The 12599-nt window shown below is 77.3% G+C and carries 11 protein-coding genes and 1 pseudogene; 2 read left to right on the top strand and 10 right to left on the bottom strand.

The features are described from left to right. The 6 genes from ECOMGDLI_RS09835 to ECOMGDLI_RS09860 form a co-directional block, all read right to left on the bottom strand. Window positions 1-1553, bottom strand: a 1553-nt coding sequence (locus ECOMGDLI_RS09835; protein WP_198954735.1) for a hypothetical protein, incomplete at its 3' end; no start/stop codon positions are given. Continuing rightward, window positions 1550-2878: a hypothetical protein gene (locus ECOMGDLI_RS34555; RefSeq protein ID WP_088316557.1), complete on the bottom strand. Its 1329-nt coding sequence runs from the start codon at window positions 2876-2878 to the stop codon at window positions 1550-1552. The genes ECOMGDLI_RS09835 and ECOMGDLI_RS34555, both read right to left, overlap by 4 nt. Further along, window positions 2875-4146, bottom strand: a complete 1272-nt coding sequence (locus ECOMGDLI_RS34560) for a glycosyltransferase (RefSeq protein ID WP_158220963.1) — start codon at window positions 4144-4146, stop codon at window positions 2875-2877. Before ECOMGDLI_RS34560 ends, ECOMGDLI_RS34555 begins: the two co-directional genes overlap by 4 nt. Beyond that, complete coding sequence (locus ECOMGDLI_RS09850) at window positions 4143-5495, bottom strand: lipopolysaccharide biosynthesis protein (protein ID WP_088316559.1); 1353 nt, start codon at window positions 5493-5495, stop codon at window positions 4143-4145. Before ECOMGDLI_RS09850 ends, ECOMGDLI_RS34560 begins: the two co-directional genes overlap by 4 nt. Then, entirely contained in the window at window positions 5479-6681 is a 1203-nt protein-coding gene (locus ECOMGDLI_RS09855) for a glycosyltransferase family 4 protein (RefSeq protein WP_158220964.1), read from the bottom strand. Before ECOMGDLI_RS09855 ends, ECOMGDLI_RS09850 begins: the two co-directional genes overlap by 17 nt. Window positions 6682-6691: 10 nt before the next feature. Next, window positions 6692-7564 (bottom strand): glycosyltransferase family 2 protein, encoded by an 873-nt coding sequence (locus ECOMGDLI_RS09860; RefSeq protein WP_198954736.1) that lies wholly within the window; start codon window positions 7562-7564, stop codon window positions 6692-6694. Window positions 7565-7815: 251 nt separating this feature from the next. On the opposite strand from ECOMGDLI_RS09860, the gene ECOMGDLI_RS09865 reads away from it, so the two are divergent. Then, window positions 7816-8457: a sigma-70 family RNA polymerase sigma factor gene (locus tag ECOMGDLI_RS09865; RefSeq protein WP_158220965.1), complete on the top strand. Its 642-nt coding sequence runs from the start codon at window positions 7816-7818 to the stop codon at window positions 8455-8457. Then, window positions 8450-9385: a hypothetical protein gene (locus tag ECOMGDLI_RS09870; protein WP_088316567.1), complete on the top strand. Its 936-nt coding sequence runs from the start codon at window positions 8450-8452 to the stop codon at window positions 9383-9385. The genes ECOMGDLI_RS09865 and ECOMGDLI_RS09870 overlap by 8 nt, the downstream gene beginning before the upstream one ends. A 23-nt stretch (window positions 9386-9408) precedes the next feature. On the opposite strand, the gene ECOMGDLI_RS09875 is transcribed toward ECOMGDLI_RS09870, so the two are convergent. The 4 genes and pseudogenes from ECOMGDLI_RS09875 to ECOMGDLI_RS09885 all read right to left on the bottom strand — a co-directional run bounded on the left by ECOMGDLI_RS09875 (window position 9409) and on the right by ECOMGDLI_RS09885 (window position 12548). Then, the gene (locus ECOMGDLI_RS09875) at window positions 9409-10215 is read right to left on the bottom strand and encodes an energy-coupling factor transporter transmembrane protein EcfT (RefSeq protein WP_088316569.1); all 807 of its coding nucleotides are present in this window, start codon (window positions 10213-10215) and stop codon (window positions 9409-9411) included. Continuing rightward, window positions 10212-10882 (bottom strand): ABC transporter ATP-binding protein (locus tag ECOMGDLI_RS36765; RefSeq protein ID WP_369812735.1); only part of this gene is annotated, 671 nt, incomplete at its 5' end. The genes ECOMGDLI_RS09875 and ECOMGDLI_RS36765, both read right to left, overlap by 4 nt. A gap of 1 nt (window position 10883) precedes the next feature. Then, window positions 10884-11759 (bottom strand): annotated as a pseudogene (locus tag ECOMGDLI_RS36770) (ABC transporter ATP-binding protein); the annotation flags it as partial. Beyond that, window positions 11760-12548 carry an ECF transporter S component gene (locus tag ECOMGDLI_RS09885; RefSeq protein ID WP_088316574.1) on the bottom strand — a complete coding sequence of 263 codons (789 nt, stop codon included), beginning with the start codon at window positions 12546-12548 and terminating at the stop codon, window positions 11760-11762. It lies immediately after the preceding pseudogene. Between the last annotated feature and the right edge of the window lie 51 nt (window positions 12549-12599).

Here is a 12599-nt window from a genome sequence, read left to right on the forward strand (position 1 = left end):
GGGCGGGCCGACCGGGCGCCCGCCTCCGGGGCCGGCGGCGCACCGCCCTCCCGGGCCTCCGGTGCCCGGACCCGCAGCCCCGCGAGAGACGCGAGCGCGGCGCCGACGACGACGGCGAGGCCCTGCCACGTGAACGGCCAGGACCGGTGCGCGGCGGGGGCGCCGTGCACCGTGAGGACGAACGGCATCGACGCCGGGTAGGCGACGGCGACGACCACGACGAGCCGGGTGAACGGCACGCGCCGCAGCGGCCAGAGCAGCAGCGCGCCCGCGGCGCCGAGAGCGGTGAGCAGCGGCACGCTGAGCAGCCCGGTGAGGACCTCGTAGACCGGCACGCCGGCCCCGGCGAGGATCCCGCGCGACCCGGCGCCGCTGTCCGCGGCGACCGCGGAGGGCTCCGCGGCGTCCGGCCCGCCGCCGCCGGCGAACGACTCGACGAGCCCGGCGAGCTGCTCGACCGCCTTGCTCGGGAACACCGACAGGTACGCCCACACCTCGGCGGCGTGCAGCGCCGTCCAGCCGAGGACGAGGAGGATGAGCGTCACGCCGAGCCGGGCCACCCGCCGCCTCGACTCCAGCCGGCGCACGTCCCGCCGGGCGATCCGGCCGCTGTGCAGGACGACGAGCCCGAAGACCATCCCGAGCAGCATGATCGAGGTCAGGTGGTGGGTCATCGTCACGGCGGCCGTGAGGAGCACCGCGAGCCGGCGGGCGGCACCGGCCGGGCCCCGGGAGCCGGCGACGACCATGCCGAGCATCCCGAGGACGGCGAGTTGCAGGACGATCGCGAGCGACTCGTAGGCGTACATCCCGGTGAAGAACATGAAGCCGGGGTTGAGCGCGTAGACGAGCCCGGCGAGGTCGGCCGCGCGCGGCGACAGCCCGGCGGCCCGGCCGACGGTCGCGGCGAGCACCGGGACGGCGACCCGCAGCACGACGACGAGCACCGTGGCGAGGAACCACGTCGACGCCCCGGTGGCACGCTCCAGGGCGGTGGTCAGGGCGTGCAGGCCGGGGTAGTCGCGCAGGATCGTCACGACGTTGTCCTGGAGGATCCCGCCGGTCGCGACCATGTGGTCGACCTGCCGCCGGTGCGCGAGCTCGTCGAAGTACAGCGGCATGTCCGGCGTCCGGATCACCTTGGGGGCCGCCATGACGAACCCGGTGAGGGCCAGCGCGAGACCGCGCCGGACGCCGTCCGTGCGCCGGTCGAGCAGGACCCCCACGACGACCGCGAGGAAGACGAGCAGCGGCAGCCAGAACGCGACGAACCGCAGCGGGCTGCCGACCGCGGCGAGCCGGTAGGACCAGCCGAGGCCGAGGACGGCGAGCGCGGCCACGACGACGAGCAGCGGCTCGACGACGGGGACGCCGCGCAGCGCGAGGCCGCCCGCGACGGTCTCGGGCAGGTCGGCGGGCGGTCCGGACGGCAGGTCGGCCGGGGCGCGGACGCTCCACGGCGACGGCACCGGCGCGTGCCGGCCCGCCCGCCCCTGCGGCCGCGTCGGCGGGGGCGGGGTGCCGCTGCCGGCTCCCGGGTGCGCGACCGTCACGTCGAGGCCGCGGCCACCGTCGACGGCAGGAACGCGACCGGGACCGTGCCGAGCGCCGCGAGCGCCCGCCGGGCCGCCGTCAGGTCGACGAGCGGGGTGTGCACGGTGAGCGTCAGGTGGATCTCCGAGCCCATGTCGAGGACCATCACCGCGACCGACGCCTGCGAGGACGGGGTCGTCACGCAGACGAGCGCGACATCGCCCTCGAGGTCGGTGACCAGCCGCGGCGGCAGCACCCGGTCGACGCGGACGCACGCGAAGGACAGGTCCGCCGAGCCGCCGGCCGCCGGCCGGGCCGGCCACTGCGGGCGGCGTTCGAGGGCCGCCGTGGCGGAGCCCGCGGCGAGCGCGAGGAGCGGCCGGCCGGCGAGCATGGCGGCCTGCACCGCCCCGTGCACCGACGCCGGCTCGGTGGCGTCGCCGGGCTGCAGCCGGACGGCGCTCACGAGGTTGCCGCGGGCCGCCGACCCGCGTGGCAGGTAGAGCCGGTCGTCGTAGGCGACGGTGAGACCGTCGGTGAGGTCGACGCCCTCGGCGAGCAGCGCGGCCCGGACGGCGGCCATCACCGTGGCGTTCATCGAGGCGCCGGCGCCGTGCTCGCGGCGCCACGTCTTGAGCGCGCGGACGGCGTCCCGGCCGATGACCGACGTGAGGACCGCGACCTCGGGCGCAGCGCCGGCCGGGTGCGCGGACGGCGCGGGGGCGGAGGGCTGCGCCGGCGCGGAGGGCTGCGCGGGGGGCTGCGCGGCCGCCGTCCCGGCCCGGCGCGCGGCGGGCACGGTGCGCAGCGCCGCGAGGCTGCCGAACCGGTGCCGCAGGGCGGCGGCCAGCGGCCGGTCGACGCCGTCGCCGACGTGCGTCCAGAGGCGGCCGTCGGGGTCCGGACCGCTGACGAGGGTGCGCAGGATCCCGAGCACGGTCATCGCGTCGCCCCAGGCGTGCGGGATCGTGAAGCCGACCAGGCCCGCGCCGCCGTCCGTCGTCTCGAACGCGAAGACCCGCACCGTCGGGCCGGTCGTGCCCGCGGCGACGAACGCCCGGGCCGCCTCGGCGGCCGCGTCCCGGTCCCGGCCGGGCAGCACCTCGACGACGAGCGCCTCGGCGCGGGCGAGCGCCTCCTCGGCGTCGGCCGCGGGGCGCCACGCGTCGGGCCGCTGCGGGTGCGCCGTCCGGAAGAGCGCGCAGCCCGGGTCGGCCTGCGCGGTGGCCCGCAGCACCTCGCGCACCGCCTCGACGCCCGACGGGTCCGCCGTCGACACGAAGACGGTCGTGTTGAGCCCGAGCCAGATCCGGTCCCGGCCCGGCATGGTCTCCCAGCCGTTCATGCCCCACCCCTTCCGGCGACCGGAGCGGTCGCCGACGCCTCGCCCGCGGCCGCGGCCGCGAGCACCTCCTCGACCCGGGACGTCGCCCGGGCCACCGTGAACCGGTCGGCGACCTGGCGTCCCCGGCGGCCCATCCGGGCGCGCAGGTCCGGGTCGCCGAGCAGCGTGTCGATCGCGGTCGCGAGCGCCGCGGCGTCGCCGGGCGGCACGAGCAGGCCGCTGCCGCCGTCCTCCACCTGCTCCGGGATGCCGCCGACCCGGCTCGCGACGACGGGCGCCCCCATGAGCTGGGCCTCCGTGACCGTCATCGGCAGCGGGTCGGGCCACACCGACGGCGCGACGACGACCGCGGCGCGGGCCATCGCGGCCATCACCGCGGCGTGCGGCACGTCGTGGTGGACGACGACGTCCGGCCCGAGGTCGGCGGCGGAGGGCGTGTCGACCTGGCGGGTGCCGATGAGCACGAGCCGCGCGGGCCGCTCCAGCCGGCGGAACGCCTCGAGCAGCACGTGGACGCCCTTGGCCCGGCTCAGCGCGCCGACGAAGAGGACGACGTCGCCGTCGGGCAGGGCGGGCGGGGCGGTGTGCCGGGCGAGCAGCGGGAGGCCGTCCGGCACGAACGAGCCGAGCACCTCCACCGGCCGGCCGGTGACCGGTGCGACGACCGGGTCGAGCCGGCGCGCGACGTACTCGCTCACCGCGGTGACGTGGGCGTGCCGCAGCAGCGGGCGGCTCGCGCGCAGCCCCACCGCGAGCGCCGCCGAGCGCGGCAGGCCGTACTGCGCGCTGCCGCAGGGGATGCAGGCCCGCAGGTCCGGGCCGGCGCAGGGCGTCCCCTCGCGGGTCATCGTCTTGCGGTGGCACGCGAGACCGTAGTCGTGGGCCTGGACGACGACCGGCACGCCGAGCGAGCGCGCGACGGGCAGCATCGACAGCACGTTCCACGAGTGCGCGTGGACGACGTCCGGCCGGGTCCGCTCGACGACACGGCGCATCGCGCGCATCATCCCGGGGTCCGGCGCGGTGGGGTGGAACGGCCGGTCGGCGTTGGCGTAGAACGGTTTCAGCAGCGTGTGCTGCCAGCCGGTGACGCGGTGCACGACGGCGCCGTCGGTCTCGAGCCGGCCGGCCGGTGCGCTGCCGGTGGCGCCGGTGACGACGTCGACGGTGTGGCCGCGGTCGGTGAGGGAGCCGGAGAGGATCTCGACGAACCGCTCGAGGCCGCCGATGACCGGCCAGTACAGGTCGGTGAGCTCGAGGATCCTCACGAGACCTCCTGGGCCGCAACGGGTCCGGACGCCGGCGCCCGGAGCACCCGGACGACGTCCCGAAGGCTGGCGAGCATCCCGAGGCTCTGCGCGAGCGCCCAGGCGTACCCCACGCCGACGATCCCGACGCGGGGTGCGAGGACGACGGTGCCCACGATCGTCACGACCGCCATCCCGAGGTTGAGGGTCGCGGACCGGGCGAGCCGGCCGGTGGCCCGGTAGACGCCGACGGCGACGTTGTTCACGGCGTCCGGCAGCGCCGCGACGACGAGGACGACGAGCAGCAGGTAGCCCTCGCGGGCGTAGTCCTCGCCGATGACCGACAGCGCGAACCGGCCCCCGACGAGCATGAGGACGGCCGGGCCGACGAGCAGGATCCCGATGAGCCGGGCGGCCTTGCGGGTCGCGACGGGCAGGTCGGCACCGCGCGCGCCCTCGGCGAACAGCGCCGACGACACCGCCGGCGCGACGATGAAGAACAGGCTGCCCATGAGCCAGGTCAGCGCGAAGTACGCGTTGTCGACCGGGGTGAGCAGGGCCGCGACGAGGGTCGGCAGCACGTACGGCGTGAGGACGCCGCCCGCGCTCGTGAGGTGGTGCCCGGCGGCGCTGCGCAGGCCCGAGAGCCCCGGCCGGACGAACCGCGGCCGCCCGGGGGAGAACCCGGCCCGGGGCAGCTGCCATGCGAGCGTCGCGACGCAGCCGAGCGTCGCCGACGCCGCCCACGCGACGAGGATCGAGCGCGGCCCGCCGAACGCGGTGAGCGCGAGGCCGCCGAGCATCCCGAGCTTGAGCAGGCTGATCGCGACGTTCTGGGTGGAGAGCAGCTGGGACCGGCGCAGCGAGACGAACGTGTAGATGAGCACGTTCATGACGCTCCACGCCGCGCACCCGACGACGAACGCGACCGTGCCGGTGACGGTGTCGACGGCGGGGCCGACCGCGTCGGTGCCGCGGCCGACGGCCACCGCGCCTGCCGCGACGACGGCGGAGACCGCCCCGGTGAGCACGAGCGCCGTCCAGAGCCGGGCCCCCCAGCCGTCGGTGCCCTCGTGCCGCGGCAGCCGCTCGATCGTCAGCGCGGCCGGGCCGAGGTGGACGACGAGCGACAGCGCGGTCGCGAGCGAGACCGCGGCGTTGCCGACCCCGACCTCGCCGGCGGCCCAGCGGTGCGCCGCGAGCGCCCAGAACACGTAGCCGAGCCCGCCCGTGAGCACGGTGGCGAGCATGATGTGCAGGCTCGAGTGGACGAGCGCCCCGCCCTCCTCCACCGGCGCCGCCGGCGCCTCCGACCCAGCTGCCCGGTCGTACGCGCCGGTGACCGCGGGGGCCTCACTCCGGGGCGGCACGGTTGGCCTCCTCCCGGCCGGGGGGCGTCCTCGGGGGGCCGGGGACGACGCCGTCGGCCACGCGCAGGTCGAGGACGACGTCGACCGACGCGTCGGCCGGCAGGCCGGCGGAGCCCCGGACGGCGCTGCGGTAGACGGCCTCGAGCTGCCGGGCGGCGCCCTCCCACGTCGGCAGGTCCGGAGCGGCGGCCGGTGCGACGTCGGACAGGGCGCGGACGACGGCCCCCGCGAGCGCGACCGGGCCGCCGTCCGCGGGCCAGAGCCGGACCCCGCCGCCGGCGAGCGTGGCGACCTCGGTGTGCGCGGGGATGTCGCTCGCGACGGCCCGGCAGCCGGCCCCGATGCCGTCGAGCAGCGCCATCCCGAACGCCTCCCGGGACGACGGCTGCACGCAGACCCGCGCCCGGACCAGCAGGGCGTCGAGCTCGGCGTCGCTCACGGTGCCGGCGAAGGTGATCCGGTCGGCGAGCCCGAGGCCGGCGGCGAGCGCCTCGAGCTCGGCGCGCTGCGGCCCGGCGCCGACGACGACGCAGCGCCACGGGCCGTTGACCATCGCGAGCGCGCTGACGAGGACGTCGACCCGCTTGTACTCCTCGAGCCGGGAGACGCAGACGACGAGCGGCTCGCGCCAGTGCGCGGGCAGGGCCTGCGAGGTGTCGAGCGGGCGCACGCCGTTCGGGACGACGCGCACCCGGCCGCGCTGCTCCGGGAACGTTCCGACGAGGTGGTCGGCCTCGGCCCGGCTCACGCAGACGACGGCCGCGGCCAGCCGCAGCGCCGCCCGGACGAGCGGCCGGTAGACGAGGTGCGCCAGCCGGGCGAGCGTCCCGTGCCCGTCGCCGTGGAAGTGCGTCGTGACGACGACGGGGCGCCGGCACCGGCTGCCGAGCACGGCGAGCGGCAGCGGCGAGTGGTAGTTGTGCACGTGGACGACGTCGTGCTCGGCCGCGAGCGTGCGCACCGTGCGGCGCAGCCGGCGGGCGACGAGGAACGGGCCGACGACCCGCCCCGGCACCCGGAGCACCTCGACCTGGCCGGTGCGCGGACCGCTCGCCGTCCGGGCGTCGAGGCTGAGCACCGTCACCGAGTGGCCGCGGGCGACGAGCGCCGCCGACAGCGCCTCGACGTGCCGCTCGACGCCGCCGGGCGTCGGCGGGTACGCCGGCGTGACCTGGAGGACCCTCACGTGCCCTGCCTCAGGAGGACAGGTCCCCCGCCCGGGCACGCGTGCGAGCACGCGTGACCCGGACGGGGGCCTGGGAGCGCCGGGCCGCCACCCGGCGCCGCTCGGTGAGGATGGTGCGGAGCACCCGCAACCCGTCGCTCACGGCGTTGAGGTTGCTCACGCCGTGGATGCGGGGCCACTCGACGCTGCCCACCTCGGTGAAGCGCGCACCGGCCGCCGCGAAGCGGACGGTGAGCATGGTCTCGATCTCGAAGCCGTCGCCGTTGACCGTCGAGCCCGCGGGGACCGAGGGGTCCACCGTCGCGGGCAGGTCGAGGGCGGGCAGCATGTCCGCCCAGAACGCGACGTAGCCGTAGCAGAGGTCGCTGTGCCGGGCGCCGTAGAGCACCCGGACCGCGAGGTTGAGCCCGGCGTTGCCGAGCCGGCGGACCCGGGTGATGTCGTGGCTGCTGCCGCCGTGCCCGAACCGGGTGCCCTTGGCGACGTCGGCGCCGGCGACGAGGGCGGCGACGAACGCCGGGATCTCGCCCGGGTCGGCCGAGCCGTCGGCGTCGAGCATGACGAGGACGTCGCCGGTCGCCGCCTCGAAGCCGCAGGCCAGCGCGTTGCCCTTGCCGCGGCGGGTCTGGTGCACGACCCGGACCGACGGGAGCACCTCGCGGGCGACCTCGACGGTGCCGTCGACCGAGCCGCCGTCGACGAGGATCACCTCGTGCAGGCCCTCGGGCAGCCGGGTGAGCACGTGCGGCAGGTTGCGGGCCTCGTTCCGGGTCGGGACGACGACCGTGACCCGCGGGGCCGACGAGCGGCGCGGGCCGTCGGGGACGGCGGTACGGGGCGGCGGCGCAGCCTCGGTGTCGACGCCGTGTCCGATATGTGGCACGTGGAGCTCCTGAAGTCGCGATGGTCGTGCGGTCTCCAGGCGGCGGTGCCGGGACCCCTCCCTCGCCCCTCCCCCGAGGGACGCAGCGTCAACACACCCGACCAACGAATATTGTTTCATCGACAGTTGGTGAGATCTGTGTCTCCTGACGGGTGACGTCTCGGTGAAACGTGACGCTGTGTCGACGGGTGTTGGTACGAATGCCGTACCGGGTCCGGTACGGAGGGGGCACACAGGTGCGGGGAGAACGCGTGACGTCGGTGGTGGCCGAGCCGCTGCTCGGCGACGCCGAGCGCCTCGACTCGCGCCTCCCGCCGGACGCCGTCGACCTCGACGCGGCAGGCGACCTCGAGGCCGCGGACGACGCCGCAGCCGGGTGGTCGATGCGGGACCAGCGCGGTTTCGTCACCTTCTACGAGACGTCCTACGCGCGGATCGTCGGCCAGATCCTCGTCGTCGTCGGCTCGCGCGCCGAGGCCGAGGACATCACCCAGGAGGCGTTCATCCGGGCCGCCGCGCGGTGGGACCGGATCTCGGAGTACGACGCCCCGGAGGCCTGGGTGCGCCGGGTCGCGATGAACCTCGCGATCAACACCGTCCAGCGCACCCGGCGGCGCACACTCATCCTCATGCGCGGCCACCGGGAGACCACGGCCCCGGAGCCGAGCATCGAGCGGGTCGCCCTCGCCGACGCGATGGCCCGGCTGCCGCTGCGCTACCGGGCGGTCATCGCGCTGCACTACATGGCGGACCTGTCCGTCCAGCAGGTCGCCGACGAGCTCGACCTGCCCCCCGCCACGGTCCGCACCCGGCTCGCCCGCGGCCGCCGCCGGCTCGCCGAGCTGCTCGACGACTCCCTCGAGCCGTCGCCCGGGGAGGTCACGGGTGCCTGACACCACCCCCGGCGACGGCGCCGGTCCGGCGTCGACGCCGGACCTCGGGGTCGCCGCCTACCTCGAGGCCCGCAGCCACGCCGAGGACGCCGTCGTCCGCGCCGCCTTCGACGACCTGCGCGAGCGGGTCCGGGCCGAGGTGAAGCCGCCGCCCGTCGGCCTCGTCGTGCGCAGGGCCCGGCGCGCCCGCGCCCTGGCCGCCCGGTCGAGGGTCGCCGTCGCCGCCGCTGCCGCCGTGCTCGTCATGGGCACGGCCGTCACCCTCGTGAGCCGCGGCGCCGGGACGGACGAGGCCACGACCGTCGCGACGGACGGCGCCGCGAGCCGCTCGGCCGCCGCCGCGCCGCCGACCACCGACGCACCGGTCACGCCGACGACGTCGGCCCCGGTCGCCACGGCGACGAAGACGCTCGTCGTCACCGTGACCCCGCCGGCCGCGCCACGGACCGGCACCCGCACCCGCACGCCGTCCGGCACCAGGACGTCCGCGGCGCCGGGCACGACGGGAAGCGCGGCGGCGCCCCCGCCGCAGCCCTCGTCGTCCGGCCCCTCGACCGAGGTCACCGTCTACCTGTGGCAGGGCACCTCGTACCCCGCGTGCCTGTCCCAGTACGCCGTGACCCGCCGGGTGCCCGGCACCGGCGGCTGGGAGAGCGCGGTCCGGGCGGCGCTCGCCGGGGCGACCGCCGACGAGCGGGCCCGCGGCTACGTCTCCCCGTTCGGCGCCGGCGTGCAGGTCGAGGTCGACGAGGGCACGCACACCGTGGACTTCTCGTCCCGGGCCGTCATCTCCGACACGGTCCCGGGCTGCCGCACCTCGCTCGACCAGCTGGTCAGCCGCACCGCCGTCGACGCCGGGCACTCCGCCGACGTCCGGCTCGAGGGCTCCGCGGTCACGTGGCTCACCTGGAAGCTCGGCCTGGGCTGATCCCCGGGCCGGCCGGCAGCCGGTCAGCCGAGCAGCAGCTCCCAGGTGCCGGCCGCGACCCCCGCGGCCGTCGCGGCGACGGCGATCGTGATCCCGCCCGCGACGACGACGGCGTCGACGGGTCCGAACCGGCTGGGCCGGGCCCAGGTCCGGTGCGTCACCGCACCGAAACCGCGTGACTCCATCGTCGTGGCGAGCACCGTCGCCCGGCGCAGCGCGAGGACGAGCAGGGCGAAGACCCGCGCGAGCGCGTCCCGGACCCGCCCGACCGGGCCGCCGTCGCCGAGCCCGCGGGCCCGGCGGGCCGCGGTGAGCGCCTGCCACTCCTCCGCGAGGACGCCGAACAGCCGCATCGCCGCGAGCGCCGACAGCACGAACCGGTGCGGCAACCGCAGCCGCTGCGCGAGGGCGTCGGCGAGGTCGGTCGGGTCGGTCGTCGCGAGGAGCACGACGCCCGGCAGCCCGATGGCGAGCACCCGCAGGCTGATCGCGACGCCGGCCTGCAGGCTGCCCTCGGTGACGGTGACCGGACCGGCCCCGACGAGGACCGCCCCGGCGTCGACCCCGAGCAGTGCGGTCGCGACGCCGGCGGGGACGGCACCGGCGAGCAGCACCCAGCCGCGGCGGAGCAGGCCGCGCGGGCCGACGCCGCACCACGGCAGCGCGAGCAGCTCGAGGCCGAGCGCGGCACCGGCGGTCACCGGGTCGACCGTGAGCAGCAGCGCGAACGCGACGAGGCTCGCGACGGCGAGCTTGGCGACCGGGTTGGCGCGGGCGACCGGCGCCCGCAGGTCGACCCCGACCGGGGCGTCGAGCGCGGTGGCGGTCACGCGGCCCCCACCGGCAGCGGTGCCGGGCGGCCCTGCTCGAGGCGCAGGACGTCGTCCGCGAGGGCCTCGACGAGGCGCTCGTCGTGGGTCACGGCGACGACGCCCGTGCCCCCGGCGACGAGGTCGGCGAGCAGGTCGACGAGCTCGGCCCAGGTGCGCGAGTCCTGCCCGAAGGTCGGCTCGTCGAGCACGAGGAGCCCGGGCCGGGTCGCGAGCACCGTCGCGACGGACAGCCTGCGCTGCTCGCCGCCGGAGAGGGTGAAGGGGTTGGCCCGGGCGAGATGGCCCAGGCGCAGCCGGGTGAGGAGCTCGTCGACCCGGCGGGCGGTCTCGGCCTCGGGGACGCCGGTGCGCCGCGGCCCGACGGCGAGCTCGTCGGCGGCCGTCGACGCGACGAACTGGTGCTGCGGCTCCTGGAAGACGGTGCCGATCCGGCGGACGAGCTCGCGCGGCCGCCAGGCCGCGGGGTGCGGCGACCGGACGCCGTCCGCGAGCCGGCCCCGGGCCGTCACCGTGCCCGCGGCCGGTGCGACGAGCCCGGCGAGGGCCAGCGCGAGGCTCGACTTGCCCGCGCCGTTCGGGCCGACGACGCACGTCGTCCGCCCGGCGTGCAGGTCGAGGTCGACGTCGGCGACCGCCGGCCCCGCCCGCCCGGGCCGCCGCACGGNGCCGGTTCTCGTCGCGGGCCACCGGGTACCGGGCGCACCGGGACGAGAACCGGCGACCGTGAGACGCCCGGCGAGCGGGAGGTGGCCGGGGACCCAGACGCCTGCCGCGGCGAGCGCGGCGCCGCGGGCGCGCAGGACGTCGTCCGGCGTGCCGTCCGCGACGACGCCGCCCCCCGGCTCGAGGACGACGACCCGGTCGACGAGGTCGAGCCACGGCCCGACCCGGTGCTCGACGAGCACGGACGTCGCACCCGTCGCCGCGAGGACCGCGCTGACCGTCTCGCGCAGGAGCGCCGCGCCGTCCGGGTCGAGCATCGCCGTCGGCTCGTCGAGCAGGAGCAGCCCCGGCCGCAGCGCGAGCACCCCGGCGAGCGCGAGCCGCTGCCGCTCCCCGCCCGACAGCCGCGACGTGAGATGCCCGCGGCCGTAGGGGAACGCGACCCCGGCGAGCGCGGCGTCGACCCGTTCCCAGATCCGCTCGGGCGCGACGGCGTGGTTCTCCAGCCCGAACGCGACGTCGTCGCCGCACCGCGCGAGCACGGTCTGGGCGAGCGGGTCCTGCAGGAGCAGGCCGCTGCGGGCCTGCCCGGCCCGGACGCCGTCCACGCGCGCCGTCCGGGCCGGGACGTCGTCGAGCAGGAGCGTGCCCTCCTCGTCGCCGGTGCCGTCGTCCGCGCCGGTGCCCGGGTCGAGCAGGCCGGCCAGCCCGGCGAGCAGCGTCGACTTGCCGGAGCCGCTCGGGCCGAGGAGCAGCACCCGCTCGCCCGGCGCGACGTCGAGGTCGACGCCGCGGACGGCCCAGGCCTTGCGCGCGGAGTGCCGCCACCCCCAGCCCCGGGCGCGGACGGCGACCGACTCGGTGCGGGGGTCGGCCACTCAGACCCGCTCGGCCGTGCGGCCGGACGCCAGCGGCGCGAGCGCCCCGGTCCGGGCCAGGGCCTTCGTCAGGTACGCGGAGCCGACCCCGGCGATGACTGCGCCCGAGACCATCGCGAGCACGACGTAGGCGACCTTGTAGGCGGCCGAGAACTCCGGGTAGTAGATGAGCGAGTCCATGAGCCCGACCGCGACCCCGGCGCCGAGGCCCGCCCCGATCGCGGCCCCGAGACCGAACCGGCGGTAGAGCAGCACCGCGAGGACGACCTCCGCGCCGAGCCCCTCGACGAGGCCGTACCAGACCGTCGCGAACCCCCACTGGTTGCCGATGAACGCCGAGATCGTCGCCGCGACGAGCTCGGTGTAGACGGCGGCGCCGGGCTTGCGGACGACGAGCCCGCCGAGCACGGCCGGCAGCAGCCAGACCCCGACGAGCACGGCCGACGCCGGCGGGTAGAACGCCAGCGCACCGGAGGCGGCGGGCCAGACGGCGACGTTCCAGACCGCGAAGAGCAGGCCGCCCGCGACCCCGAGCACCGAGGCGACGACGAGGTCGACGACGCGCCACGTCGTCCGGGTGAGGACGGCGGCGGCGACCGCGGTGCCGGCGAAGGCGACGAACAGCGCCGCCGGCAGCGTGAGGTCGGCGAGCGGGGTGCCGAACAGGCTCACCGAGCCGGGCAGCCCGACGAGGTAGACGGCCAGGCCGAGCGCGGCGGCGGCCCCCGCGGCCGCGACGACCCGGGGGTCACGTGCGGGCAGGGTCGATCGCGGGTCGGTGGTGCTCATGTGGTCCTCCCGAAGAACTTCAGGAGGGGAGCCGGGGGCGTCTGCGCCACC

Source organism: Kineosporia sp. R_H_3 (assembly GCF_002198675.1).
Classification (GTDB): Bacteria; Actinomycetota; Actinomycetes; order Actinomycetales; family Kineosporiaceae; genus R-H-3.